We start from the raw sequence: 25,042 nt of genomic DNA on the forward strand, positions 1-25,042 counted from the left end.
CAGAAGCGCAGGCCGGTGCACCCGACCTTGCGCCGTCTGCAAATGGCGCTAAAATTCCCCCGTCGAAAAGGACCTGAAACGGCAGAGGTAAGCCCGTTTCCTTCCCAACAGGAAGCTCCGTACCGTCATCCGACGGACCCGCGGCAAGCAACCGGCGCAAGGTGCCGGCGGCTTGGCGCGTCTTTTCTTGAAGCGTTCCTGCCGCCATGCGCTTGCGTCTTCTCAAAAGAAGGAGACTGCAATGCCTATTATTCGTGCCCATACCGGCATCATTACCCAGATCAACGTCTTTACCGTCCCCGAGGGCGGGCAGCAGGCGTTGATTGCTTATCTTGGCGAAGCAGCAAGGGTCGCAAGCGAGGTGCCGGGATGGCTTTCCGCCAGCCTCCACAAGAGCCTCGACGGGACGAGGGTCGTCAATTACGCCCAGAGTGCAGACGGGGCGGCGGCAAGAAGGGTCTTCGACCGCCTGGCTGCCGCCGGCATGATCGATGGCAACAAGGCCTATGGCGAGGCAAGCCCCGGACTTTATGAGGTTGTGTTCACACTGGAACGGTGAGGGGGGCAAACTCTCCCTCGTCATCCTCGGGCTCGACCCGAGGATCCAGCATCCGCAGTGTCCAGTCGGTGGATCCTCGGGTCGAGCCCGAGGATGACGACCTTGTGGAACTGAGTGCGTGCCGCTCAATCCGCCTTGGCGCGCCGTGCCGGGAACAGGATCACGTCGCGGATCGACGGCGAATCCGTCAGCAGCATGACCAGCCGGTCGACGCCAATGCCGAGGCCGCCAGCGGGGGGCATGCCCTGGTCGATGGCGTCCAGGAATTCCTCGTCGAGCTGCTTGTCCTTCTCGCCGCGGGCATGCGCCTGTTCGAGCTGTTCTACCATGCGCTTGCGCTGCTCTTCCGGGTCGTTGAGTTCGGAGAATGCGTTGCCCAGTTCCCAGGCGTTGCAATAGGTCTCGAAGCGCTCGACGAGGCGCGGTTCGCCCGGGACTTCTTTGGCGAAGGGCGAGATGTCCTTCGGGAAGTGGGTGACGTGGCTTGGCTGGATCAGCGTGGCCTCGACCTTTTCCTCGAAGATGAAGGCGAGGCATTCGCCCCAGGTCCAGTCCTTCTCGACCGCGAAACCGGCGGCCTTGGCGGCGGTGCGGGCTTCCTCATCGGTCTTCATCGCGAGGAAGTCGATGCCGGTCGCTTCCTTGACGGCGTCGGGCATCGGCACGCGCTTGAACGGGCCCTTGAAGGACAGTTCCTTGTCGCCGAACTTCACTTCGGTCGTGCCGTGGATGGTCATGGCGAGCGTCGAGAACATGCGTTCCACGAGGTCCATGATGTCCTCGTAATCGGCATAGGCCCAGTAGCACTCCATCATCGTGAATTCGGGATTGTGCCTTGTGGAGACGCCTTCGTTACGAAAATTGCGGTTGATCTCGAACACCTTGTCGGTGAGGCCCGAAACCAGGGTGCGCTTCAAGAACAGTTCCGGCGCGATGCGCAGGTACATGTCGAGCTTCAGCGTGTTGTGGTGCGTCTTGAAGGGTTCCGCCGTGGCGCCGCCATAGACCGAATGCAGCATCGGCGTCTCGACTTCCATGAAGCCGTCGTTTTCCATGAAGCGGCGGATGCCGGAGACGATCCTCGAACGCTGCTGGAAGCGGAGCTTGGATTCCTCGTTGGTCATGATGTCGAGGTGGCGCTTGCGGTAGCGCAGTTCGACATCCGAGAGGCCGTGCCACTTTTCCGGCATCGGAAGCAGCGACTTGGTGAGCATGGTGATGCCCTGCGCATTGATCGTCAGCTCGCCGCGCTTGGTGCGGCGCACGACGCCGGTGACGCCGATAATGTCGCCGATGTCGACCATCGGCAGCAGGTCGCGCGCTTCCTGCGGGGTGGTGTCCTTATGGGAGAAGATCTGCACCTTGCCCGACGCGTCATGGATGTCCATGAACATGCCGGAATTGCGCGAGGAATAGACCCGGCCGGCGACGGTGACGATGTCCTGCGTCTCGACGTCCGCTTCCAGGTTCTTGTATTTCTCGGCCAGTTCCGCATTGGTCATGGTGCGGTGGAAATGCGCCGGATAGACGTCGCCGATCTTTTCGCGAAGGATGGCGAGTTTTTGCGCGCGCACCTGCGTGGCGTCGGAGGAGAGGGCGGTTTCGTTGGTCGTATCGGTCATCGTGTCTCGCCTTTTTCGGGCTGTCTTCGTTGCGGTTACCCCCCTCTGCCCTGCCGGGCATCTCCCCCTCAAGGGGGGAGATTGGATGGAGCCTGCTCATCGCCCTCTCTCTGCCATCGCATGCTCAGCATCCGACGCTGGTCAGGGCAAAGGTGGTGCCTCTGGTTGATCTCCCCCCTTGAGGGGGAGATGCCCGGCAGGGCAGAGGGGGGTATGCTCTGTATATCCACCTTCAATATGAAGGCATGTAGGCTGTTACTTTCCGTCGCCCACCATGGACGCCACAACCGTTGCGGCAATCTTCAACCGCTGCCTGACGACCGAGCGACCGAGCAGCGCCATGCTATCGAACAGCGGCAGCGAGCGCGACGAACCCGACACCGCAACGAACAGCGGCGGGGTGACGACACGCAGCTTTTTGCCGAGCTTGTCGGCCACGGCGCGCAGTTCCGAGTCGATCGTCTCGACATTCCATTCGAGGATCTTTTCGAGATCCGTCTGAACGGTGTTTAAAATTTCCAGCGTTTCCGCCGGGCTGGTCTTGAGGCCCGCGAACGAGGCCGGCGTCAGGCCGACATCGGAGGACAGCAGGAAGCCGGCGAGGTTCGGCAGTTCGCCGAGCTTGGAAATGCGGCTCTGCGAGTGCTTGAGGCCCTCCGTCAGACGGCTGTTCTCCATCGCCCATTCCAGCACGCGCGCGACGAATTCGTCCGGCGACAGCTTTTCGCGCAGCCAGCGGCCGTTCAGCCAGTCGAGTTTCTGGATGTCGAAGATCGCGCCGGCCTTGGACAGGTTGTCCGGATCGAACTTTTCAATCAGCTCGTCCATGGTCAGCATCTCTTCGCCTTCGGCGATCTGGATGAAGAACAGGCCCAAAAAGTTCATCAGCGCTTCCGGCAGGTAGCCGAGCGCGGAATAATAGGAGATCGAGGTCGGGTTCTTGCGCTTCGACAGCTTCGACTTGTCGGCGTTCCTCATCAGCGACAGGTGCATGAACACCGGCTGTTCCCACTCGAAATAGCGGTAGAGCAGGATGTGTTTAGGCACCGAGGCCAGCCACTCCTCGCCGCGCGCCACATGGGTGATCTTCATCAGATGGTCGTCGATGACGTTGGCCATGTGATAGGTCGGCATGCCGTCGCCCTTGATCAGCACCTGCATATCGACCGAATCCCAGGGGATCGACACGTCGCCGTAGACGCCGTCATGGAAATCGCAGGAGCCTTCGGTCGGGATCTTCATGCGGATGACCGAGCCTTCGCCAGCCGCCATCTTCGAGGTGACTTCCTCGGCGGTATAGCTCAGGCAGAGGCCGTCATATTTCGGCGGCTTGCCGGCGGCGCGCTGGCCTTCGCGCATCTGCTCCAGCCGTTCCGGCGTGCAGAAACAGCGGAAGGCATGGCCCTTGTCGAGCAGCTGCTGGGCATAGGGCTGGTACATGTCCTTGCGGTCGGACTGGCGATAGGGGCCGTAGGGACCTCCGACATCCGGGCCTTCGGCCCAGGTCAGGCCCGTCCAGCGAAGCGCATCCAGCACCTTCTGCTCGAATTCCAGCGTCGAACGCGTCGCATCGGTATCCTCGATGCGCAGGATGAATTCGCCGCCATGTTTCTTGGCGAAGAGGTAGTTGAAGAGCGCGATATAGGCGGTGCCGACATGCGGCTCGCCGGTCGGCGAGGGGGCGATGCGGACGCGGGGCTTCGTGGCGATCATGAAGAATGCTCTATCTGTGGCGCGCGATTGGGCGCCAAGCCTGTTTTTGAAATTCGGATTGGCGCAGGCTTAGGCCATATTCAGCCGCAAGCGTCAAGGTTTTTGGCCCTGAACCCTACGTTACCGGCCAGACATAGAGCAGTGCCGGCACGCTGACGAGGATGATCAGGAAGGAAAGCGGCAGGCCGAGCCTCGGGTAGTCGGAGAACTTGTAGCCGCCGGGACCGAAGACCAGCGTATTGCACTGGTGGCCGACGGGGGTCAGGAAATCGCAGCCGGCGCCGATCGCCACCGCCATCAGGAAGGCTTCCGGCCGGAAACCGAGACTGGTGGCAAAACTTGCGGCGATCGGCCCCATGACGAGGACCGTCGCGGCATTGTTCAAAAAGGGCGTCACCGCCATGGCCGTGACGAGGATCAGCCCGATCGCGCCCCAGGCCGGCAGGCTTGCAGCCGCATGACCGAGCCAGCCGGCGATCAGCTCGCTGCCGCCGGTGGTCCGGAGTGAATCGGAAACCGGGATCAGCGCGGCCAGCATCACCAGGATCGGGCCGTCGACCGATTTGTAGAAGTCGTTGAGTGGGATCGCCCGGAAGACGACCATGCCGAGGGCGGCCGTGAAGAAGGCAACCGGAACCGGAGCGATGCCGATGGCGGTCGCGGCCATGGCCAGCACCAGGATGACCAGCGGAATGAAAGCGCGCCGCTGTGTCCCGAGCAGGATTTCCCGCTGCGCCAGTGGCAGCAGGGAAAAGTCTTGCAACACCGCGGGCAGGTTCTTGCGGCTGCCCTGCAGCACCAGCACGTCGCCGGCCATCAGCGTCAGCTCGCTCAGCCGCTGCTTCAGCCGTTCGCCGCGCCGGCTGATCGCCAGAAGATTGATGCCGCGCGTATAGGAGAGCGCCAGTTCCTTGGCGGACAGGCCCTTGAGCGGCGATTCCTGGGTGATGATCGCCTCGACCGAGATCACGTCCGCCTGTGCCTGGCCGTTTTCCCTCAGCGGCTTGCCGGACAGTTTCAGTTTGCCGCCGGAGACGATCCTGTCCAGTGCAACCGACGGGCCTTCGAGGAGAACGGCATCGCCTTCGCGCAAGACGAGATCCGGGAAGGGTGACATGCGGGCCGTTCCGCGCAGTACGGCGGTGGCCAGTACCTCGCCGTCGCCGAGCTTCAGGAGATCGCCGATCGATTTTCCGAGGAGCGTGGAATCGGACGTCACGGAGACTTCCGACGTGTAGTTCCTGATCTCCACCGCCTCTTCGATCGAGCTGTTCTCCCGGGTGCGGCTCGGCACCAGCCAATGGAAGAAGAGCAGGAAGGCGATGCCGACGACGGTCAGGATCGCCCCTATCGGCGTGAAGTCGAACATCGTGAAGGATGTGCCGGTCAGCTCTTCGCGCAGCCGCGAGACCACGATATTGGGCGAGGTGCCGATCTGTGTCATCAACCCGCCGAGCAGGGCGGCGAAAGCCATGGGCATCAGGTATTTCGATGGCGAGGCGCCGGATTTCCGGGCGAACTGGAAAGCGACCGGCATCATGATTGCCAGCGCCCCGATGTTCTTGATGAAGGCGGAAAGCACCGCCACGACGATCATCAGCAGCGCCAACTGGGTGTTCAGCGTGTTGAGGTTCGGGAAGAACTTCTTGATGGCGATATCGACGATGCCCGACCGCGCCACGCCGGCGCTGACCACCAGCGCGCTGCCGACGATGATGACGATATCGTCCGAAAAGCCGGAGAACGCCTTGTCGACCGGTACGACGCCGAGTGCGACGGCCAGCACCAGCGCGCAGCAGGCGACCACGTCGTAGCGAAACCGGTCCCAGATGAAGACCACCATCATGATGGCGATGACGGAAAACGCGAGGATCTGCTGAGTGGTCATGCCGCCCTTGATGTCGAGAGGACCGGCGGAAGGATCACCGCCGGCAGGAGGATAACGTGGCGCTGCCGCGCCGCCCGTCAATGCGGGGATGGGTCCAAAGTTCCGGCGCGCCGAGGGCCAGGGCGCGCGCCTGTCCACTGGACAACGGGAACCGCTTCGATAGGGTGTCGCGGCAAAGAGACCAATTTGTTTTGAATGGAGATTTGTCGATGACAACTGTTTTGAACGTGCCGGTGAAGCTGGCCGACGGCCGCGAGACCACGCTTTCCGAATACAAGGGCAAGGTGATGCTGGTCGTCAACGTCGCGTCGAAATGCGGCCTGACCAAGCAGTATGAAGGCCTCGAAAAGCTTTACGAGGACAAGCACGAGAGCGGTTTCGTGATCACCGCCTTCCCGGCCAACAATTTCAAGGGCCAGGAGCCGGGCACGGACGCCGAGATCGTCGAATTCTGCCAGCTCACCTATGACGTGAAATTCCCGATCTTCTCGAAGATCTCCGTCAAGGGCGAGGACAAGCACCCGCTCTATCAGACGCTTACCACCTCCGGCGTGCCGACCACCGGCGACGGCCCGATGAAGGAAAAGCTGCGCGGTTACGGCATGTCCGTCGAGGATGACAGCGAGATCCTCTGGAATTTCGAAAAATTCCTGATCGGCCGCGATGGTGAGATCAAGGCTCGTTTCGCGCCTGATGTCGACGGGCAGGACAGCCGGCTGGTCGAGGCGGTCGAGCGGGAACTGGCGAAGAACTGAGGCCTGCGAACGTGTGGACCGGGAAAGGGGATCAATCCGTGAAGACGGCTGATGGTTTCTCGATCTCCGACCTGCGTGCGCGGCCCGGCTTTGTCGGGGACGTGGCCGACCGCGTCTGGAATGCCTGGTGGCGGAGCAAGGGTGTTCCGCTGGAATACATAACCGGTCGAGTGCAGGAAAACCTGGTCTCGACCGGGATACCCTTGGCCATCGTGGCGCATCACGGAGATCGGTTTCTGGGAACTGCGTCGCTGATCACGAGCGACATGGACGAACGTCCCCAATACAGCCCGTGGGTTGCTGCGGTTTGGGTGGAACCGGAATGTCGCGGCGAAGGTGTGGGATCAGCTCTGGTCGCCGCCGCAGCCCAGGCGGCAATCGGACAAGGTATCGAAATCGTCTATCTATGCGCCTCGCCTGCCAATTCGCCGTTCTACGAGAGGATGGGCTGGCGGCGCGTGGAAACGGGTGTCGGTAATCTCAATATCTTCTCTCTTCCCAGCACGAACGGATCCGCAGGGAGATAATCATGCCGCTCAACCGTGTGACGATCTATGCGAAGGATGTCGAAGCGATGGTGCGTTTTTACGAGACGCATTTCGAGTTCGAAGCCTTGCGATTGCCCGGTGATCGCATCGTCGAACTGGTCAGCAAGGATGGCGGCGCCAACCTGATGTTTCACCCGGCCGCCAAATCGCAGAAGATCGGCCAGGTGATCGTCAAACTGGTGTTCGACGTGGAGGATGTCGAAGCGTTCTGCCGCCGCGCCGCGGAACGAGGGCTGCAATTCGGCCCGATCCACAAGGCCGATGGCTACGAGTTCGCGAATGCCAAAGACCCGGGCCAGAACTCGATCGCGGTCTCCAGCCGAGCCTTCCGCAGAACGAAGTAAGCTCTCCTCAACTCAATGCAGCGTCGTTCCGCCGCCCGTCTTCTTCTTGCGGGCGTTCTTGGCGAACATGTTGAGCGCTTCCACCGCCGCCGAGAAGGCCATGGCGGCGTAGATGTAGCCCTTGGGCACATGCACGCCAAAACCTTCGACGATCAGGGTGCCGCCGATCATCAGCAGGAAGGCGAGGGCCAACATGACGATGGTCGGGTTCTTCTCGATGAAATTGGCAAGCGGCGTGGCGGCGATCAGCATCACGGTGACGGCGGCGACGACGGCGACCACCATGATCGGCAGATGCGGGGTCATGCCGACGGCGGTGATGATGCTGTCGATCGAGAAGACGAGGTCGAGCAGCAGGATCTGGCCGATTGCCGAGGCGAAGCTCATCTTGATCACGTCCTTGCCGGCACCGACCAGATCTTCCTTGTGATCGTCGACGTCGACGGAGTGGTGGATTTCCTTGGTCGCCTTCCAGACGAGGAAGAGACCGCCGGCGATCAGGATCAGGTCCTTCCAGGAGAAGCCGTGGCCGAAGGCTTCGAAGATCGGGTTGGTGAGCTGGACGATCCAGGCGACGGTGCCGAGCAGGGCGAGCCGCATGACGAGCGCCAGACCGATGCCGATCTTGCGGGCGCGTTCGCGGCTTTCCGGCGGCAGCTTGTTGGTGAGGATCGAGATGAAGATCAGGTTGTCGATGCCGAGCACGACTTCCATGACGACGAGAGTGACGAGCGCCACCCAGGCGGCCGGATCCTGAACCAGCGTGACGATATCCTGCATCAACATTCCCTTCTTTCAATCGCAAGGCGTAATTGCCGCCCCGATTTAAGGACTGGAGATGCAAAGACAAGAGGAGGTTGCGTTACAACCTCCTGAAATCAGGCATGTTCTTTGGTTTTTGTGGTCACGGAAACGTTATGGACGCCGTAGGCCGCCATGAACACCCGCATCGCACCCGTCACGACGCGGTCGATCTCGCTGAACGGCGGGACGTCGTCGAGGTCGCCGAAAAGACGGAGCTTAAAGAAGGTGCCGCTCGCCATGTCGATGAACTGACGGGCTGCAAGATCCGTATCCTCTACCTTGAGATTGCCGAGTTCGACGTGACGCTTGATGAAATCGTCAAGCACGGTGCGGACGTTTTGGGACGGCGAGTTGAAGAAATGCCGACAGAGGCTTGGCATCCGATCCACGACCCCGATCACGGTGCGCATCGCCTCGATCACCTGCGATGCTGTGATATGCGTCGCAAAACCCATGCCGAAGCGGTAGAGGCCGTCCTCGACTTCCTCACTGCCGGCGAGGATGTCGCGCATGCGCAGCGTGATCCGTTCGCGCTCACGTGCGACGATCGCGCCGAAGAGGTCTTCCTTATCCTGGAAGTAGACGTAGATCGTCCCTTTCGAGACGCCTGCTTCGCGGGTGATGTCGTTCATGCTCGCGGCGTCGAAGCCGAGCTTCATAAAGACGCGTTTGGCGCCGTCGATAATCTGTTCCCGTTTCGCCGGGTCCTCACCCGCTGCGAAACGTCCGGCGGGAACCGGATCGGATCTTTCCAGTTTCCTTGTCTGCCTGGCCATTTCGATGCCCTTTTTTAACCTTTTCGAACCGAGCGGTTCGATTGCTCTTGATATGTGTCATCGAAGGGTCTATGTCAAGCTCACTGAACCGATCGGTTCGATGAAATAAGACGCTCCCAAGACGGTAGATAAAGATGACGGCCTCCCAGAATACCGGCGCCCTGCGCGCTGTGACGATCGAAAACGCTGACCTTTCGCAGGCCGAAGCCCGCAGGAACTCGCCGGCTGCGGAACAGCCTGCGGCTGCCGAAGCGATTGCGGCTCCGGCCGCCGCCAAGGCGCCTGAAAAGAAGAAGCGCCGCGGTCTCCTGTTGCCTGTCATCGCGCTTGCCCTCCTTGGTGGCGCCGGCTGGTATGGCTACAACTGGTGGATCGACGGTCGGTTCCTGGTTTCGACCGATGATGCCTATGTCGAAGGCGATATCGCGGTCATCTCGCCGAAGGTTTCCGGTTACGTCGCCAAGGTCAACGTCGTCGAGAACCAGTCCGTCAGGGCAGGCGATCCGCTCGTGACGCTGGATGACGGCGATTATCAGCTGGCGCTGCGCAAGGCGCAGGCTGCCATCGAATCCGCCAATCTCGCAGTCTCCCGCATCGATGCGCAGATCATCGGCGGCGAAGCTTCGGTCAAGCAGGCTCAGGCCCAGCAGGGCGCTCTCGAGGCGGCCGTTCGCGGCGCCGAGATCAACCAGAAGCGGGCCAGCAGCCTGCAGCAAAGCGCGGTCGGCACGGCAGCCTCTCTCGACACCGCGCAGATCACGCTCGAACAGGCCCGCGCCAATCTCGTGGCCGGCCAGGCGGCGGTCGCCTCTGCCCAGGCCAATATCGGCCTCCTGCATGCGCAGCGTGACGAAGCGGTCAATACGATCCGCACCCAGGAACTTGCTCGCGACCAGGCTCAGCGCGACGTGAACTTCACGATCCTGAAGGCGCCCTATGACGGCGTCATCGGCAACCTCGCCGTCCAGACGGGCGACCTCGTGTCGACTGGCAAGCGGCTCGCTTCGCTGGTGCCGCTCACCGAGCTCTATATCGAGGCGAATTTCAAGGAAACTCAGCTGGGGCACCTGCAGCCGGGCTCCAAGGTCCGCGTGCATGTGGATGCCTATGATGATCACAACATCACCGGCACGGTGGTGTCGATCGCGCCGGCTTCCGGTGCCGTCTTTTCGATGCTGCCGCCGGAAAATGCCACGGGCAATTTCACCAAGGTCGTGCAGCGCGTTCCGGTGCGCATCTCGATCCCGAAGGAAGACCTGGAACGCCAGCATCTTCGTGCAGGCCTGAGTGTCGTGGTCGATGTCGATACCCGCACTGCGCCCGGCACCAGCGCTGTCGCTGCCAAGTAAAGAGAACCAAGGAGAGCGGCCATGGCAGGAGCAACGGCCACGGCGGACGCGCGCCCTCTGGCGATGCCCGCCGACCAGCCAATGGACAGACGCAAGCTCATCGCCTTCTTCGCGATGGTCTTCGGCATGTTCATGTCGATCCTGGACATCCAGATCGTCTCGGCCTCGCTTGCGGAAATCCAGGCCGGCCTTTCCGCCGGCTCGGACGAGATCGCCTGGGTGCAGACCTCCTACCTGATCGCCGAAGTGATCATGATCCCGCTGTCGGGAACGCTGGCGCGCATCATGTCGACGCGCATCCTGTTCTCGATGTGCGCGGCGGGCTTTACGCTGGCCAGCATCCTGTGCGCGACCGCGACGAATATCGACCAGATGATCATCTACCGAGCCATCCAGGGCTTCATCGGTGGCGGCATGATCCCCTCTGTCTTCGCGGCGGCCTTCACCATTTTCCCGCCATCGAAGCGCAGCATCGTCTCGCCGATCATCGGCCTCGTCGCCACACTTGCGCCGACCATCGGCCCGACTGTCGGCGGCTATCTTTCCAATTCCTTCTCCTGGCACTGGCTGTTCCTGGTCAACGTCATCCCGGGCATCATCGTGACCGCCGTCACCTTCACGATGATCGATTTCGACAAGCCGCAGCTGCAGCTGATGAAGAAGTTCGACTGGTGGGGCCTCGCCTCCATGGCGGTCTTCCTCGGCGCGCTGGAATACGTACTGGAAGAGGGCAACAACAAGGACTGGTTCAGCGACGACAAGATCGTCATCGGCTCGGTCCTGGTCGCCGTCGGGGCGGTGGTTTTCTTCTGGCGTGCCTTCAAGGTCGAGTTCCCGATCGTTGATCTCAGGGCCTTCACAAATGCCAACTTCGCCTTCGGCTCGCTGTTCTCCTTCATCATGGGGGTCGGGCTCTACGGGCTCACCTATCTCTATCCGCTCTATCTCGGCCGTATCCGCCACTACGACTCGCTGATGATCGGCGAGACCATGTTCGTCTCGGGCATCGCCATGTTCGTTTCCGCGCCGATTGTCGGGCGGCTGTCGAACATCGTCGACCTGCGCATTCTGATGGCGATCGGCTTCGGCTCGTTTGCGATCGGCACCTACCTGATGACGGGCCTCACTGCCGACTGGGATTTCTACGAGCTGCTGCTGCCGCAGGTCCTGCGCGGGTTCGGGATGATGATGTGCATGGTGCCGATCAGCAATATCGCGCTCGGGACGCTTTCGCCGCAACGTATCCAGGGCGCGTCGGGCCTTTTCAACCTGACCCGCAACCTTGGCGGCGCGGTCGGCCTCGCCGTCATCAACACAGCGTTGACCCAGCGTTCCGACGAGCACTACGCCCGGCTTTCCGAACACGTCAACTACAGCAATCCGGCTGCGATGAACTGGCTCGACAGCGTCGGCGCCAACTACAATTCCTTCGGCCTCGACGGCAGCGCCGTCGCGCTTCAGAAGATCTCGGGCATCATCACACAGCAGGCGACGCTGCTTTCCTTCATGGATGTCTTCTACATCCTGACCGGACTGTTCGGCAGCCTGATTTTCTTCGTCTTCCTGATCGCCAAGCCGGCCCGCCCCGCGGGCGCCGGTGGCGGCGGGCATTGATTCCAGCATTCCACCGCCGGGAAAGGGGCCGCCACGCAGGTGACGGCCTTTTTCTTTTGGGGGATCGGCGTTGCTGAAACACGTACCTCAAATTTTGATTTACGTACCTCAGATTTTCCGCTAACACGGTCGGCGGAGGAGTTCATGAAGCCCACTGTCCACGACATCGCGAAGATTGCGGGCGTCAGCCTTGCGACAGTCGACCGGGTTCTCAACGGCCGGCCGGGCGTGCGCTCCGTCACCCGCGGCAGGGTGGAGCAGGCGATCACGTCGCTCGGGTATGTGCGCGATCTCGCCGCCGCCAATCTCGCCAAGAGCCGCACCTATTCCTTCGTCTTCATCCTGCCGGCCAACGACAACTCGTTCATGATCGGCCTGCATGAGGAAGTGCGCGGCGCGGTCGCCCGTTCCAGTTCCGAGCGTACCGATATCCGCATCGTCGACGTGCCGCCCTTCGATGCCGGCGCGCTGGTCGTGGCGCTTGAAACCGTGCTTGCCGAAAAGCCGGCCGGCGTCGCCTTCGTCGCCATCGACGCGCCGGAGATTCGTGCCGCCGCCGAGCGCCTGCGGCAGGCCGGCATCCCGATGGTGACTTTGGTCTCCGACCTGCCGGATTCCTCCCGCGACCACTATGCAGGCATCGATAATATCGCAGCCGGCCGCACGGCTGGCAGCCTGATGGGCCGTTTCCTCAGCGGCCCTTTCCTTGCCGAACGCGGCGCGACCGTCGCGGTGCTGGCCGGTTCCATGCTGGTGCGCGACCATCGCGAGCGGCTGGAAGGTTTTTCGACGGTCATCGACCAAGCCTATCCGAACGTTCACATCCTGCCCGTCCTCGAAGGCCGCGACGATCCGGCGCTCACTGAGACGATGATCGCGGATGCGCTGCGCCGCAATGCCGACATTGCCGGCATCTACAGTCTCGGCGCCGGCAATCGGGGCCTCATCCGCGCGCTGCACAAGGTGCGAGTGGCCCGCCGGCCGCTCGTCATCGCCCACGAACTGACCGCCTCGACCCGTGCGGCACTTGCCGACGGTGTCATCGACGCGGTGCTGAACCAGGATGCGGGCCACGAAGTCCGCAGCGCCATCCGCGTGCTGAAGGCCAAGGCCGACGGACTGCCGGTGCTTGCTGCGCAGGAACGCATCCGCATCGACATTTTTCTGAAAGACAATCTGCCCTGAAGGCGGAATAGGGAGTAGCACCATGTATCTCGGTCTCGATCTCGGTACGTCCGGCGTGAAGGCGATGCTGATCGACGGCGATCAGAAGATCATCGGCTCGGCCAGCGGCTCGCTCGACGTCTCGCGTCCGCATTCCGGCTGGTCGGAGCAGGATCCGGCTCACTGGATCCGCGCCACCGAAGAGGCCGTCTCCGGCCTCAAGGCGAAGTTCCCGAAGGAGCTTTCCGCCGTGAAGGGCATCGGCCTTTCCGGCCAGATGCACGGCGCGACCCTGCTCGACGCCGAAGACAAGGTGCTGCGTCCCTGCATCCTCTGGAACGACACCCGTTCCCATGTGGAAGCAGCAGCCCTCGATGCGAACCCGATCTTCCGCAAGCTCACCGGCAATATCGTCTTCCCGGGCTTCACCGCCCCGAAGCTGGTCTGGGTCGCGAAAAACGAGCCGGAAATTTTCGCGAAGGTCGCGAAGGTCCTGCTGCCCAAGGACTATCTGCGCCTGTGGCTGACCGGCGAGCATATTTCCGAAATGTCGGATTCGGCCGGCACGGCCTGGCTCGATACCGGCGCCCGCAAATGGTCGTCCGAATTGCTTGCGGCGACGGGCCTTGACGAAAAACAGATGCCATCGCTGGTCGAGGGCACCGAACAAGCCGGCAAGCTGCGCGGCGAACTTTCCTATAAATGGGGCATGGCCGAAGGCGTCGTGATCGCCGGCGGGGCAGGGGACAATGCGGCGTCGGCCTGCGGCATGGGCACGGTTGCCGAAGGCCACGCCTTCGTCTCGCTCGGCACGTCCGGCGTGCTGTTTGCCGCCAACGCCTCCTATCTGCCGAAACCGGAAAGCGCGGTACATGCCTTCTGCCACGCGCTGCCGAAAACCTGGCACCAGATGGGCGTCATCCTGTCGGCGACAGACGCGCTCAACTGGTATTCAAACATCACGGCCAAGACCGCTGCCGAACTCACCCAGGAACTCGGCGATACACTGAAGGCCCCATCGGGCGTCACCTTCCTGCCCTATCTCTCCGGCGAGCGCACGCCGCACAATGATGCGGCCATCCGCGGCGCCTTCATCGGCCTCGGACACGAGAGCAACCGCGCGGTGCTGACCCAGGCGGTGCTCGAAGGCGTCACCTTTGCGATCCGCGACAATCTCGAGGCGCTGAAATCCGCCGGCACCTCGATCTCCCGCGTCACCGCGATCGGCGGCGGCTCGCGTTCGCGCTACTGGCTGCAGTCGATCGCCACGTCGCTTGGTGTGCCGGTCGATATTCCGGCGGACGGCGATTTCGGAGCCGCCTTCGGTGCTGCGCGATTGGGACTGATCGCGGCAACGGGGGCGGACCCGCTCGCCGTCTGCTCGGCGCCGAAGACCGACGAGACAATTGAGCCGGTCTCCGGGCTGTCGGAGGCTTATGAGGCCGCCTATGGGCGCTACCGGGCGCTTTATCCGGCGATCAAATCGCAGGCGCATTGAAATCGAGGCACCCCCTCACCCTGCCCTCTCCCCGAGAGGAGAGGAGGGGCTCCGAGTTAGCCGCAAACCTCTTCTCCCCATTGGGGAGAAGGTGCCGGCAGGCGGATGAGGGGGCTTCCCACCCGCCAAACAACAATTTGAACCACAAGGAGAAACACCCCATGAGCACAGGCTTTTTCGGAGACATCCAGAAGATCAAATACGAAGGCCCGGATAGCACCAATCCGCTCGCCTTCCGGCACTACAACCCCGATGAGATCGTCGCCGGCAAGCGCATGGAGGATCACCTCCGGTTCGCCGTCGCCTATTGGCATACCTTCACCTGGCCGGGCGGCGATCCCTTCGGGGGCCAGACTTTCCAGCGCCCGTGGTTCTCCGACACGATGGAAGCGGCCAAGATGAAGGCGGATGTCGCCTTCGAATTCTTCCAGCTGCTCGGTGCACCCTTCTATTGCTTCCACGATGCCGACGTGCGCCCGGAAGGCAATAATTTCGCCGAGAACACGAAGAACCTCAACGAGATCGTCGACTATTTCGAGAAGAAGCAAGCCGAGACCGGCGTCAAGCTTCTCTGGGGCACGGCGAACCTCTTCTCCAACCGCCGCTATATGTCGGGTGCCGCCACCAATCCGGATCCGGACGTCTTCGCCTTCGCCGCGGCAACGGTGAAGACCTGCCTCGACGCCACCAAAAAACTTGGCGGGTCCAACTACGTGCTGTGGGGCGGCCGCGAAGGTTACGAGACGCTGCTCAACACCGACTTCTCGCGCGAGCTCGACCAGATGGGCCGTTTTCTCAATCTGGTGGTCGAATACAAGTACAAGATTGGCTTTGAGGGCACGATCCTGATCGAGCCGAAGCCGCAGGAGCCGACCAAGCATCAGTACGACTACGACGTCTCGACCGTCTATGCCTTCCTGCAGAAGAACGGGTTGGAGAAGGAAGTGAAGGTCAATATCGAGCAGGGCCATGCGATCCTCGCCGGCCATTCCTTCGAACATGAAATCGCCATGGCCAACGCCTTCGGCATTTTCGGCTCGATCGACATGAACCGCAACGACATGCAGTCCGGCTGGGATACCGACCAGTTCCCGAACAACGTGCCGGAAATGGCGCTCGCCTATTACCATGTCCTGGCCGGCGGCGGCTTCCAGAACGGCGGCACCAATTTCGACGCGAAACTGCGCCGCCAGTCGCTCGATCCCGAGGATCTGCTGATCGGCCATATCGGCGGCATGGATTGCTGCGCCCGCGGCATCAAGGCGGCCGCGAAAATGCTCGACGACGGCGCGCTGAAGGCCCCGCTCGATGCCCGCTACGAGAAGTGGGACAGCCCCGAATACCAGAAAATGCTGCGCGGCGAATACAAGCTCGACGACATCGCCTCCTGGGTCGAAAAACAGAACATCAACCCGGAACCGAAGTCCGGCCGCCAGGAATACCTGGAAAACGTCGTCAATCGCTACGTTTGAGCGCATTGCCCCTCACCCTAGCCCTCTCCCCGTAAAACGGGGAGAGGGGACTTGCCACACGCAACGCTACGGTTGAGGGAGACGGGCGCGGCATATCCCTTCTCCCCGCAGGCGGGGAGAAGGGTCCGCAGGACGCAGCCGGATGAGGGGCGGACGCTGCCGTCGGAGAAGGCGACAGCGCGACAAACGACAACCAGCAGGAGGTTTGCGCAAAGTGTCCCCACGTTCGCGTGTGAGCTTGGCAAATCTGCTTTACGTACCTCAGAATCTGGGCTAGCGTTCTGATAGGGAGGAGCTTGGGTGCAGATTATCATCTACAGGCGTGCTGTCGGTAACGCAGCGGTCCGCTGTCCGGCCGTGCATTGCCCAATGGTCATGGGTGCTGCGCGATGAGCTCTGCGGAGACGACCCCCGTCGCGCCGCTCTTCGAAGCGGCCGGCCTTTCCAAGACATTCGGCATCGTCGAGGTGCTGAAGGACATCAATATCAACCTCCGCGCCGGCGAGGTTCACGCCATCATAGGCGAAAACGGCGCCGGCAAGTCGACGCTGATGAAGATCATCGCCGGCAATCAGCCGCCGACCCGCGGCGAGATGAAGATCGACGGCGAAGTGGTCACCTTTTCCGGCCCGGTCGATGCGGAACATCGCGGCATCGTGCTGGTGCACCAGGAAATCCTGCTGGCGCCGGATCTGACCGTCGCCCAGAACATCTATCTCGGACGCGAGCTGCACAAGGGCGTCTTCATCGACGACCGCGCCATGAACGAGGGCTCCGCCAAGGCGGTCCGCGGCCTCGGCAGCGACATCGACCCGAACACCATCGTCAGCCGCCTGTCGATCGCCCAGCGCCAGCTGGTGCAGATCGCCCGTGTGCTGCTGGTGCCGCACCGCATCGTCATCTTCGACGAGCCGACCGCGTCGCTGACGCCGCACGAGACCGAGGCGCTGCTCAAGGTCATCCGGCAGATCCGCGCCAAGGGCGTCGGCGTGCTCTACATTTCCCACCGCCTGCCGGAGGTGAAGGAGATCGCCGACCGGGTGACGGTGCTGCGCGACGGAAGGCTTGTCGCCTCTCATAATACGAGCGAACTCCAGCCCGCCGACATGGCGCGGCTGATGGTCGGTCGCGACGTCGCGAAGCTCTATCCGGACCGTCATGCGGCGCAGGCGCGCGAGACGGTGCTCGAAGTCGAGCACCTCAACGTCCCAGGCTATGCGCAGGACGCTTCGTTCCAGCTTAAAAAGGGCGAGATCCTCGGTTTTGCCGGCCTCGTCGGGGCTGGGCGCACCGAGCTGATGGAGGGCATGGTTGGTCTTCGCCCGAGCCGCGGCACGGTCCGCCATCTCGGCAAGCCCGTCAATTTCAGGGACGTGCATGCAAGCCTCAAGGCCGGCATCGTCTACCTCTCCGAAGACCGCAAGGGCAAGGGCCTGCTGCTTACCAAGGACCTGATCGTCAACCTGACGCTCGCCTCGCTCGGCAAGTTCGCGGGCGCCCTGCAGATCGACCGCAAGCGGGAGAGTGCAGCACTCGACAAGGCGATCCGCGATTTCGATATTCGCACCGGCCGAAAGGATATCCTCGCGGGCCAGCTTTCGGGCGGCAACCAGCAGAAACTGCTGCTCGCCAAGATGATGCTGCTCGATCCGTCTATCGTCATCATCGACGAGCCGACGCGCGGCATCGATATCGGCAACAAGGAACAGATCTACAAATTCATCGCCAACCTGGCCGAGGAGGGGCGTTCGATCATCGTCGTTTCCTCCGAAATGCCGGAGCTGATCGGCATCTGCGACCGCATCCTCGTCATGCGCTCCGGCCGGATCGTCGGCGAAGTGACGGGGGACCATATGAACGAAAACGAGATCGTCGTGCTCGCCACGGGCGTCACTAAAGGGGAGGCCGCGTGATGGCGAATGTCGCGACCGAAACGGCCAAGGCGCCGAAGACCTCCAAGGACTGGGACATGGCGGCGATCGCGCCGTTCATCGCACTCGCCCTGCTTCTGGTGCTCGGCTATTTCGCCAACCCGAACTTCATGACGTCCGCCAATCTTCTGAACGTCGTGACGCGCAGTTCCTTCATCGCCGTCATCGCGCTCGGCGCCACCTATGTGATCACTTCGGGCGGGCTCGACCTTTCGGTCGGCGCGATGCTCGCCTTCGTCGCCAGCCTGATGATCCTGTTCCTGAACTCGGGAACGATTGCCGATCCGGCGCTGGCGCTCACCGCCGGCATGGCGCTGGCGATTGCGATCGGCGCCGCCTGCGGGCTCGCCAATGGCCTGATCACCACGATCGGCCGGATCGAACCCTTCATCGCCACTCTCGGCACGATGGGCATCTATCGCGGCCTCACCACCTGGCTCAGCCAGGGCGGGGCGATCACCGTGCGCGACCGCGATATTCTGGCGCTTTACCGGCCGGTCTATTCCGGCTCGGTCATCGGCGTGCCGATCCCGATCATCGTCATCTTCATCACCGCCGCCATCGCCGCCTTCGTGCTGTACCGCACCCGTTACGGCCGGCATGTCACCGCGGTCGGTTCGAACGAGGACGTGGCGCGCTATTCCGGCATTTCGATCAACCGGGTGCGCACCGTCACCTATGTCATCCAGGGGCTCTGTGTCGCGGTCGCGGTGCTGCTCTACGTACCGCGCCTCGGCTCGACGTCGGCCACAACCGGCAGCTTCTGGGAACTGCAGGCGATCACCGCCGTCGTCGTCGGCGGCACCGCGCTCCGGGGTGGGGTCGGCCGTATCTGGGGCACGATCTGCGGCGCCTTCATTCTGGAAATCGTCGGCAACATCATGCTGTTGTCCAACTTCGTCAGCGAATACCTGATCGGCGCCATCCAGGGAGCGATCATCATCATCGCCATGCTGGTTCAAAGGTCGTTGATGCGGAAGTAGGCCGCTGACGCGGATATAAGCCACGGAGGATTGACCGGGCTGATGGGTCGCGCCCGGTCCTGAAATATTAAAGACCCTGATATCGTGGGAGAGAGAAACAATGCGCAAACAGATTTTGGGACTGGCCGTGGCGTCGCTGGCACTTTTGGCCGGCACCGCCTTCGCCCAGGACAAGAAGGTGACGATCGGCGTTTCCATTCCGGCTGCCGACCACGGCTGGACCGCCGGCGTCGTGTTCCATGCCGAACGCGTCGCCAAGCTCTTGATGAAGGAACATCCGGGCCTCAACGTCATCGTCAAGACCTCGCCGGATGCGGCAAGCCAGGCGAACGCCGTGCAGGACCTTGCGGTCCAGGGGCTCGACGCGCTGGTCATCCTGCCGTCCGATCCGGATCCGCTCGTCAACGCCATCCAGCAGGTCAAGGACAAGGGTACGTTCGTGGCGCTCGTCGACCGCGCGCCCTCCGTCAACGACAGCACCATCCGTGACCTCTATGTCGCCGGCAACAATCCGGCGCTCGGCCAGGTCGCCGGCGAATATATCAAGAAGACCACGCCGGAGGCACAGGTCGTCGTCATTCGCGGCCTGCCGATCCCGATCGACCAGCAGCGCCAGGACGGTTTCGACAAGGGCATTGCCGGCTCCAAGGTCAAGGTTCTCGATCGCCAGTTCGGCAACTGGAGCCGGGACGACGCGTTCAAGGTCATGCAGGACTATCTGACCAAGTACCCGAAGATCGACGTCGTCTGGTGCCAGGACGACGACATGGCCGTCGGCGTTCTCGAAGCCATCTCCCAGGCCAAGCGCACCGACATCAAGTATGTGGTCGGCGGCGCGGGCTCCAAGGACATGGTGAAGAAGGTCATGGACGGCGACAAGATGATCCCGGTCGACGTTCTCTATCCGCCGGCAATGGTGGCGACTGCCATGGAACTCACCGCCGGTAACTTCTACGACAAGGTACCGGTCAGCGGCACCTACATCCTCGACGCCACGCTGGTAACGAAGGACAACGCCAAGAATTTCTACTTCCCGGATTCTCCGTTCTGATAGCTAACACGGCCGTGCCCGCCTTTATTTTTGGCGGGCACGGCCACAACCTCACCCTCATTTCCGTGCTTGTCACAGGAATCCAGCCACGGCGCGTCTGCGCCGTGAAGAGGCTCTTTCGCGCCCAAGGACTTGGACGCACTGGATTCCTGTGGCAAGCACAGGAATGAGGGAGGAGAAGCAGTCCAGGCATGCCAATTTCTGAAGAGGAAACATCATGAAGACGATCAAGGGCCCGGCCATCTTTCTCGGCCAGTTCGCGGGCGATGCGGCACCGTTCGACACCTGGGACGGGATCACCAAATGGGCGGCCGACAAGGGGTATGTCGGCGTGCAGGTGCCGACCTGGGCCGGCCAGCTCATCGATTTGAAGAAGGCCGCCAACTCCAAGGATTATTGCGACGAATTCGCCGGCGTGGCGCGGGCGAACGGCGTCGAGGTGACCGAGCTTTCGACCCATCTGCAGGGCCAGCTGGTTGCCGTGCACCCGGCCTATGACGAAGCCTTCGACGGTTTTGCGGCACCCGAAGTGCGCGGCAATCCGAAGGCGCGCCAGGCCTGGGCGGTCGAGCAGGTCAAGATGGCGATCACCGCTTCGAAGCACCTCGGCATCAAGGCGCATGCGACCTTTTCCGGCGCGCTTGCCTGGCCGTTCATCTACCCCTGGCCGCAGCGCCCGGCCGGTCTGGTCGAAGCCGCCTTCGACGAACTCGCCAAGCGCTGGACGCCGATCCTCGACCATGCCGATTTCTGCGGCGTCGACGTATGTTACGAAATCCATCCCGGCGAGGACCTGCATGACGGCGTCACCTTCGAGATGTTCCTGGAGCGGGTGAAGAACCACCCGCGCGCCAACATGCTCTACGATCCGTCGCATTACGTGCTGCAGTGCCTCGACTATCTCGACAACATCGACATCTACAAGGACCGGATCAAGATGTTCCACGTCAAGGACGCGGAATTCAATCCGACCGGCCGGCAGGGCGTCTATGGCGGTTACCAGGGCTGGGTCGGCCGCGCCGGCCGCTTCCGCTCGCTCGGCGACGGCCAGGTCGATTTCGGCTCGGTCTTCTCCAAGATGACCGCCAATGATTTCGACGGCTGGGCCGTGGTCGAATGGGAATGCGCGCTGAAGAACTCCGAGGACGGAGCCCGCGAAGGCGCCGAATTCGTGAAAGCCCACATCATCCGTGTCACCGAAAAGGCGTTCGACGACTTTGCGAGTGGCGGAACAGACGAGGCTGCGAACCGACGGATGCTGGGGCTTTAAGGAAACAGTTCCCCTCCCCAACCCCTCCCCACAAGGGGGAGGGGCTTAGCCTGCCGCACTGCTGACGCCCGATTTTGGTCTGGTGACAGCCGCGAGTATTCCCCCCCCTGTGGGGGAGATGGACGGCAGGCCAGAGAGGGTCTTCTCGGGAGACGAACTTGAGATACCTAACAAGTTGGGTTATTGATATATGGTCACCGTCCTGCGGCAGCACGGCCTGCGGTTCGTCATCTATACTGCGGACCATGAGCCCCCTCATGTGCATGTCTATGGCGACGGGGAAGCGCGGATCGATATCGAGACACTAAAGGTCCTGACCCAGGGCGGGATGTCCGACCGAGACGTTCGCCGAGCTGCCGAGGTGATCGAGGCCAACCGGCAGTTATTTCGGGAGACGTGGAGAAAGTACCATGGTTGAGATCACGGATGCCGAACTCACCCGGGCAAAACGACGGTGGGAGACGGAGCGGGCGCAAAGGCCCGTGCCGGTCTCCGCCCGTTTCGACCATTCCTCCGGCCGTATCGTCGTTGAATTCGCCAATGGGGCCGCTTTCATGGTCCCCGCCCGTTCGCTCGAAGGCCTGACGGAGGCCGCGGATGAACAACTGGCCGAAGTCGAGTTGCTCGGGGAAACCGGCCTGCATTGGGAAAGCCTCGATGTGGACTATTCGATTTCAGGTCTCATGAGTGGCGTCTTCGGCAGCCGGACCTTCATGGAAGCCCAACGCCGCGGCGGGCAATCGAAGTCACCGGCGAAGATCGCCGCCAGCCGCGCCAACGGCACCAAGGGTGGCCGGCCGCGCAAGGCGGCGAAAGGCTCTTGACCATGAACGGTTCAAGCCCTTTTGAGGGCCGCGAGATCGCCGCTTTCGAAGGCGGGCAGATTTGCCTCTATCTTGTCGATCGGCCAATCCCACCAGGCAAGCTCGAGAAGTTCGGCGATGATCTCGTCGGGATACCGCATGCGGATGAGACCTGCCGGATTTCCGCCGACAACCGCATAGGGCGGTACGTCTCGCGCGACCACCGAGGCTGCGGCGACGATCGCGCCGTCGCCGATCGTGACACCGGGCATGATCGCGGCGTTGTGGCCGATCCAGACGTCGTGTCCGACGATCGTGTCCCGGACTGGCAGATCCTTGTAGCCGAATGTCTCGGGCTTGAAGATACGGAACGGATAAGCGGTAAAACCCGTCATCGGATGGTTGGCGGAACTGGTGATGAAATAGCTGCCCCTGGCGATCTGCACGAACTTGCCGATCACCAGCCGCTCCCGGCTGCCGCGAAAGAGGTAGGGCGCCAGGATGCCGGCGGTGTCCCCGGGTTCTCCGGAATGGGTGTAGTAGCTGAAGTCGCCGATCTCCATGCGCGGATGATCGATGACGTTCTTCAGGTAAACCGTATCGCGGTAAAGCCTGCCGTCGGGAAGGGTAATGGGATGCGTGGCTCTCGCGTCGAGAAGGGGCATGACCGGACCTTTTCCATGGATTTGCAAGAGGCGCCCTGTTGTTCGACGGGCGGCTGTTTGAAATACGTGGAGCCTTAGCGGAGGCGGAGCTTGGTGTTCACGGTCAGAGTGCCCTTTTGTCTCGCAGCAGAAAAAATAGCCTGATCGCGGGACGAAATCCACCACAGGGTTTTAAGAAATCGAATAAGGAGAATCATCATGGCAATTGAAGGCAAGGACGAACAGGCGCGGGAGCCGCGCATCCGGCTCGGCATGGTCGGCGGTGGGGCGGGGGCGTTCATCGGGGCGGTGCATCGCATGGCGGCAAGGCTGGACGATCAGTTCGACCTGGTCGCCGGCGCGCTGTCGTCGGCGCCGGAAAAGGCGATCGCCTCGGGCCGCGATCTCGGTCTCGATCCGTCGCGCACCTATGGCAGCTACAAGGAGATGGCGATCCGCGAGGCGCGGCTGAAGGATGGCATCGAGGCGGTGTCGATCGTCACGCCGAACCACGTGCATTACGATGCCGCCAAGGAATTCCTGAAGCGCGGCATCCATGTGATCTGCGACAAGCCGCTGACCTCCAACCTTGCGGACGCCAAGAAGATGAAGAAGGCGGCCGACGAGAGCGGCGCGCTTTTTATCCTCACCCACAATTACACCGGTTATCCGATGGTGCGGCAGGCGCGCGAAATGGTCGCCAATGGCGATCTCGGGAAAATCCGCGTCGTGCAGGTGGAGTATCCGCAGGACTGGCTGACCGAGGCCGTCGAGCAGACCGGCGCCAAGCAGGCCGTCTGGCGCACCGATCCGGCCCAGTCGGGTGCCGGCGGTTCGACCGGCGATATCGGCACGCATGCCTATAACCTCGCCGCCTTCGTCACCGGCCTGACGCTCGAAAGCCTCGCCGCCGATCTCGACAGTTTTGTCGAAGGTCGCCGCCTCGACGACAACGCGCATGTGATGCTGCGCTACGAAGGCGGCGCCAAGGGCATGCTCTGGTGCAGCCAGGTGGCGCCCGGCCATGAGAACGGCCTGAAGCTCCGCGTCTACGGCACCAAGGGCGGCATCGAATGGGTGCAGGCCGATCCGAACTATCTGTGGTTCACGCCGTTCGGCGAGCCGAAGCGCCTGATCACCCGCAACGGCGCCGGTTCCGGCCCGTCCGCCGCCCGCGTTTCCCGCATCCCGTCCGGTCACCCGGAAGGTTATCTCGAAGCGTTTGCAACCATCTATACGGAAGCCGCCCGCGCCATCAACGCCGCCAAACAAGGCGTCGCGGTCGACAAGGCGGTGATCTATCCGACCGTCGACGACGGCGTGAAGGGGGTGGCGTTCGTGGAAGCCTGCGTTGCGTCCTCGAAGAAGAACGGGGCGTGGGTGAAACTGTAAGCCCTTGAGTGATCCGCGGTTGCAGTTCACTATCGCGTGATGGCCAACCGCCTTTCGACCAGAACGACGTCTGCTTCCATTTGCGCCGCTCGAACCCTCCGTTCGGGCGGCGTATCAATTCATGGTCGCAGGCAAATGGAACTGCACCAGGGAGTCTTCGTCTAAATCGATTGAATTCCGAGGCTGTCGGAGGCGATCGCTTGCCGAAAATAGCGGCGGGTGCAGTGGGCGCGGATATGCTTATGCGCTCTATAGTTGCATAGCGCGCACGATCGAATGAGGTAGCAGGGTAAGTCTCGGCGTCAAGTTTCTCATTTCGGCCTATCAGTTATGCCGATTTTGCAACCTTGACTTTCATCATCCCCATTACGAGTTTACGCCCGCCTTCCGGGAGGTTTCGGAAGGCTTCGGGCGGCGCTGGGAGGAGGCTGCTTGCGGTTGTGTGAGCGTTTCGTTTTCAAAGACGATCTCCATCACGCCCGAACGTCATCATGGACTGGAGGAGAACCAGATGCGCTACCAACCGTCATTCACACCCGAAATCTCCCATTCCGACCGGGGCAAGCTCGTCCGCCGGCTTGCCCTGGCATCCGCGGTCCTGCTGGCAAGCGTCGGTGCGGCCTCGATCGCCCGGGCCGACAGCTACGTATCAGGCGCCGACGCGGCCGTGGTCGATACAAAAGCCGGCGAGATCGTCGGCGCGCAGCATGATGGCGTGTTCAGCTATCTCGGCGTGCGTTATGCAACGGCTGAACGTTTCATGCCGCCGAAGCCGGTGGAGCCGTGGGAAGGCACCAAGCCTGCGGTTACCTATGGAGAGAATTGCTTCATCCCGGACATGAAGACGGTGGCGGGCGACGAA

The 25,042-nt window shown here is 62.2% G+C and carries 23 protein-coding genes; 17 read left to right on the forward strand and 6 right to left on the reverse strand.

Annotated features, from left to right (window positions below):
• Positions 1 to 241 precede the first annotated feature (241 nt).
• Complete coding sequence (locus PMI07_RS20130) at positions 242 to 559, forward strand: antibiotic biosynthesis monooxygenase family protein (RefSeq protein WP_007773702.1); 318 nt, start codon at positions 242 to 244, stop codon at positions 557 to 559.
• 125 nt (positions 560 to 684) lie between these two features.
• Here PMI07_RS20130 and lysS read toward each other — a convergent pair whose 3' ends face one another.
• The 3 genes from lysS to PMI07_RS20145 all read right to left on the reverse strand — a co-directional run bounded on the left by lysS (position 685) and on the right by PMI07_RS20145 (position 5,782).
• Positions 685 to 2,181 carry a lysine--tRNA ligase gene (gene lysS, locus PMI07_RS20135; RefSeq protein WP_007773703.1) on the reverse strand — a complete coding sequence of 499 codons (1,497 nt, stop codon included), beginning with the start codon at positions 2,179 to 2,181 and terminating at the stop codon, positions 685 to 687.
• Between the two features lie 255 nt (positions 2,182 to 2,436).
• The gene (gene gltX / locus PMI07_RS20140) at positions 2,437 to 3,894 is read right to left on the reverse strand and encodes a glutamate--tRNA ligase (RefSeq protein WP_007773704.1); all 1,458 of its coding nucleotides are present in this window, start codon (positions 3,892 to 3,894) and stop codon (positions 2,437 to 2,439) included.
• A gap of 115 nt (positions 3,895 to 4,009) precedes the next feature.
• The gene (locus tag PMI07_RS20145; protein WP_007773705.1) at positions 4,010 to 5,782 is read right to left on the reverse strand and encodes an SLC13 family permease; all 1,773 of its coding nucleotides are present in this window, start codon (positions 5,780 to 5,782) and stop codon (positions 4,010 to 4,012) included.
• A 209-nt stretch (positions 5,783 to 5,991) separates the two neighbouring features.
• On the opposite strand from PMI07_RS20145, the gene PMI07_RS20150 reads away from it, so the two are divergent.
• From PMI07_RS20150 to PMI07_RS20160, 3 genes are read left to right on the forward strand one after another with little or no spacing between them, the layout of a single operon-like run.
• The gene (locus PMI07_RS20150) at positions 5,992 to 6,537 is read left to right on the forward strand and encodes a glutathione peroxidase (RefSeq protein ID WP_007773707.1); all 546 of its coding nucleotides are present in this window, start codon (positions 5,992 to 5,994) and stop codon (positions 6,535 to 6,537) included.
• Between the two features lie 38 nt (positions 6,538 to 6,575).
• Complete coding sequence (locus tag PMI07_RS20155) at positions 6,576 to 7,064, forward strand: GNAT family N-acetyltransferase (RefSeq protein WP_037087575.1); 489 nt, start codon at positions 6,576 to 6,578, stop codon at positions 7,062 to 7,064.
• Between the two features lie 2 nt (positions 7,065 to 7,066).
• Positions 7,067 to 7,429: a VOC family protein gene (locus tag PMI07_RS20160; protein ID WP_007773711.1), complete on the forward strand. Its 363-nt coding sequence runs from the start codon at positions 7,067 to 7,069 to the stop codon at positions 7,427 to 7,429.
• 12 nt (positions 7,430 to 7,441) lie between these two features.
• Here the strand turns inward: PMI07_RS20160 and PMI07_RS20165 are convergent, their stop codons facing one another.
• Both PMI07_RS20165 and PMI07_RS20170 read right to left on the reverse strand, forming a co-directional pair.
• Positions 7,442 to 8,209: a TerC family protein gene (locus tag PMI07_RS20165; protein WP_007773713.1), complete on the reverse strand. Its 768-nt coding sequence runs from the start codon at positions 8,207 to 8,209 to the stop codon at positions 7,442 to 7,444.
• A 98-nt stretch (positions 8,210 to 8,307) separates the two neighbouring features.
• Positions 8,308 to 9,009: a TetR/AcrR family transcriptional regulator gene (locus PMI07_RS20170; RefSeq protein ID WP_007773715.1), complete on the reverse strand. Its 702-nt coding sequence runs from the start codon at positions 9,007 to 9,009 to the stop codon at positions 8,308 to 8,310.
• Between the two features lie 134 nt (positions 9,010 to 9,143).
• On the opposite strand from PMI07_RS20170, the gene PMI07_RS20175 reads away from it, so the two are divergent.
• The 11 genes from PMI07_RS20175 to PMI07_RS20225 all read left to right on the forward strand — a co-directional run bounded on the left by PMI07_RS20175 (position 9,144) and on the right by PMI07_RS20225 (position 22,165).
• Positions 9,144 to 10,358 carry an HlyD family secretion protein gene (locus PMI07_RS20175; protein WP_024163968.1) on the forward strand — a complete coding sequence of 405 codons (1,215 nt, stop codon included), beginning with the start codon at positions 9,144 to 9,146 and terminating at the stop codon, positions 10,356 to 10,358.
• A 21-nt stretch (positions 10,359 to 10,379) separates the two neighbouring features.
• Positions 10,380 to 11,972, forward strand: coding sequence for a DHA2 family efflux MFS transporter permease subunit (locus PMI07_RS20180; RefSeq protein WP_024163969.1), 1,593 nt, complete (start codon positions 10,380 to 10,382; stop codon positions 11,970 to 11,972).
• Between the two features lie 144 nt (positions 11,973 to 12,116).
• On the forward strand, positions 12,117 to 13,157 hold the full coding sequence (locus PMI07_RS20185) for a LacI family DNA-binding transcriptional regulator (protein ID WP_024163970.1): 1,041 nt from the start codon (positions 12,117 to 12,119) through the stop codon (positions 13,155 to 13,157).
• Positions 13,158 to 13,179: 22 nt separating this feature from the next.
• On the forward strand, positions 13,180 to 14,634 hold the full coding sequence (gene xylB, locus PMI07_RS20190) for a xylulokinase (RefSeq protein WP_007768356.1): 1,455 nt from the start codon (positions 13,180 to 13,182) through the stop codon (positions 14,632 to 14,634).
• A gap of 161 nt (positions 14,635 to 14,795) precedes the next feature.
• Entirely contained in the window at positions 14,796 to 16,106 is a 1,311-nt protein-coding gene (gene xylA / locus PMI07_RS20195) for a xylose isomerase (protein ID WP_024163971.1), read from the forward strand.
• A 389-nt stretch (positions 16,107 to 16,495) separates the two neighbouring features.
• The gene (locus PMI07_RS20200) at positions 16,496 to 18,019 is read left to right on the forward strand and encodes a sugar ABC transporter ATP-binding protein (protein ID WP_007770328.1); all 1,524 of its coding nucleotides are present in this window, start codon (positions 16,496 to 16,498) and stop codon (positions 18,017 to 18,019) included.
• Positions 18,019 to 19,020 carry an ABC transporter permease gene (locus tag PMI07_RS20205; RefSeq protein ID WP_007770329.1) on the forward strand — a complete coding sequence of 334 codons (1,002 nt, stop codon included), beginning with the start codon at positions 18,019 to 18,021 and terminating at the stop codon, positions 19,018 to 19,020. The genes PMI07_RS20200 and PMI07_RS20205 overlap by 1 nt, the downstream gene beginning before the upstream one ends.
• Positions 19,021 to 19,120: 100 nt before the next feature.
• The gene (locus PMI07_RS20210; RefSeq protein ID WP_007770330.1) at positions 19,121 to 20,071 is read left to right on the forward strand and encodes a substrate-binding domain-containing protein; all 951 of its coding nucleotides are present in this window, start codon (positions 19,121 to 19,123) and stop codon (positions 20,069 to 20,071) included.
• Positions 20,072 to 20,288: 217 nt separating this feature from the next.
• The gene (locus tag PMI07_RS20215) at positions 20,289 to 21,341 is read left to right on the forward strand and encodes a sugar phosphate isomerase/epimerase (RefSeq protein WP_007767775.1); all 1,053 of its coding nucleotides are present in this window, start codon (positions 20,289 to 20,291) and stop codon (positions 21,339 to 21,341) included.
• A gap of 190 nt (positions 21,342 to 21,531) precedes the next feature.
• Positions 21,532 to 21,759: a DUF4160 domain-containing protein gene (locus tag PMI07_RS20220; protein ID WP_007767777.1), complete on the forward strand. Its 228-nt coding sequence runs from the start codon at positions 21,532 to 21,534 to the stop codon at positions 21,757 to 21,759.
• Positions 21,752 to 22,165: a DUF2442 domain-containing protein gene (locus tag PMI07_RS20225; RefSeq protein ID WP_007767779.1), complete on the forward strand. Its 414-nt coding sequence runs from the start codon at positions 21,752 to 21,754 to the stop codon at positions 22,163 to 22,165. Before PMI07_RS20220 ends, PMI07_RS20225 begins: the two co-directional genes overlap by 8 nt.
• Before the next feature lie 11 nt (positions 22,166 to 22,176).
• Here PMI07_RS20225 and PMI07_RS20230 read toward each other — a convergent pair whose 3' ends face one another.
• The gene (locus PMI07_RS20230; RefSeq protein WP_007767781.1) at positions 22,177 to 22,809 is read right to left on the reverse strand and encodes a CatB-related O-acetyltransferase; all 633 of its coding nucleotides are present in this window, start codon (positions 22,807 to 22,809) and stop codon (positions 22,177 to 22,179) included.
• 198 nt (positions 22,810 to 23,007) lie between these two features.
• Between PMI07_RS20230 and PMI07_RS20235 the strand changes: the two genes are divergently transcribed.
• Both PMI07_RS20235 and PMI07_RS20240 read left to right on the forward strand, forming a co-directional pair.
• A complete protein-coding gene (locus tag PMI07_RS20235) occupies positions 23,008 to 24,180 on the forward strand; it encodes a Gfo/Idh/MocA family oxidoreductase (protein ID WP_007767789.1) in 1,173 nt (390 codons plus the stop codon).
• A 511-nt stretch (positions 24,181 to 24,691) separates the two neighbouring features.
• Positions 24,692 to 25,042, forward strand: a 351-nt coding sequence (locus PMI07_RS20240; RefSeq protein WP_024163972.1) for a carboxylesterase family protein, incomplete at its 3' end; no start/stop codon positions are given.

Source organism: Rhizobium sp. CF080 (assembly GCF_000282095.2).
GTDB lineage: Bacteria > Pseudomonadota > Alphaproteobacteria > Rhizobiales > Rhizobiaceae > Neorhizobium.

Bases quoted from the DNA above. Each gene is read 5' to 3' on its own strand.
- PMI07_RS20235 (WP_007767789.1), top strand. From the start codon at position 23,008: ATGGCAATTGAAGGCAAGGACGAACAGGCGCGGGAGCCGCGCATCCGG.
- PMI07_RS20225 (WP_007767779.1), top strand. From the start codon at position 21,752: ATGGTTGAGATCACGGATGCCGAACTCACCCGGGCAAAACGACGGTGG.
- PMI07_RS20205 (WP_007770329.1), top strand. From the start codon at position 18,019: ATGGCGAATGTCGCGACCGAAACGGCCAAGGCGCCGAAGACCTCCAAG.
- xylB (WP_007768356.1), top strand. From the start codon at position 13,180: ATGTATCTCGGTCTCGATCTCGGTACGTCCGGCGTGAAGGCGATGCTG.
- PMI07_RS20180 (WP_024163969.1), top strand. From the start codon at position 10,380: ATGGCAGGAGCAACGGCCACGGCGGACGCGCGCCCTCTGGCGATGCCC.
- lysS (WP_007773703.1), bottom strand. From the start codon at position 2,181: ATGACCGATACGACCAACGAAACCGCCCTCTCCTCCGACGCCACGCAG.
- PMI07_RS20175 (WP_024163968.1), top strand. From the start codon at position 9,144: ATGACGGCCTCCCAGAATACCGGCGCCCTGCGCGCTGTGACGATCGAA.
- PMI07_RS20170 (WP_007773715.1), bottom strand. From the start codon at position 9,009: ATGGCCAGGCAGACAAGGAAACTGGAAAGATCCGATCCGGTTCCCGCC.
- PMI07_RS20210 (WP_007770330.1), top strand. From the start codon at position 19,121: ATGCGCAAACAGATTTTGGGACTGGCCGTGGCGTCGCTGGCACTTTTG.
- PMI07_RS20215 (WP_007767775.1), top strand. From the start codon at position 20,289: ATGAAGACGATCAAGGGCCCGGCCATCTTTCTCGGCCAGTTCGCGGGC.
- PMI07_RS20230 (WP_007767781.1), bottom strand. From the start codon at position 22,809: ATGCCCCTTCTCGACGCGAGAGCCACGCATCCCATTACCCTTCCCGAC.
- PMI07_RS20165 (WP_007773713.1), bottom strand. From the start codon at position 8,209: ATGCAGGATATCGTCACGCTGGTTCAGGATCCGGCCGCCTGGGTGGCG.
- PMI07_RS20185 (WP_024163970.1), top strand. From the start codon at position 12,117: ATGAAGCCCACTGTCCACGACATCGCGAAGATTGCGGGCGTCAGCCTT.
- PMI07_RS20160 (WP_007773711.1), top strand. From the start codon at position 7,067: ATGCCGCTCAACCGTGTGACGATCTATGCGAAGGATGTCGAAGCGATG.
- PMI07_RS20130 (WP_007773702.1), top strand. From the start codon at position 242: ATGCCTATTATTCGTGCCCATACCGGCATCATTACCCAGATCAACGTC.
- gltX (WP_007773704.1), bottom strand. From the start codon at position 3,894: ATGATCGCCACGAAGCCCCGCGTCCGCATCGCCCCCTCGCCGACCGGC.
- PMI07_RS20200 (WP_007770328.1), top strand. From the start codon at position 16,496: ATGAGCTCTGCGGAGACGACCCCCGTCGCGCCGCTCTTCGAAGCGGCC.
- PMI07_RS20220 (WP_007767777.1), top strand. From the start codon at position 21,532: ATGGTCACCGTCCTGCGGCAGCACGGCCTGCGGTTCGTCATCTATACT.
- PMI07_RS20150 (WP_007773707.1), top strand. From the start codon at position 5,992: ATGACAACTGTTTTGAACGTGCCGGTGAAGCTGGCCGACGGCCGCGAG.
- PMI07_RS20145 (WP_007773705.1), bottom strand. From the start codon at position 5,782: ATGACCACTCAGCAGATCCTCGCGTTTTCCGTCATCGCCATCATGATG.
- xylA (WP_024163971.1), top strand. From the start codon at position 14,796: ATGAGCACAGGCTTTTTCGGAGACATCCAGAAGATCAAATACGAAGGC.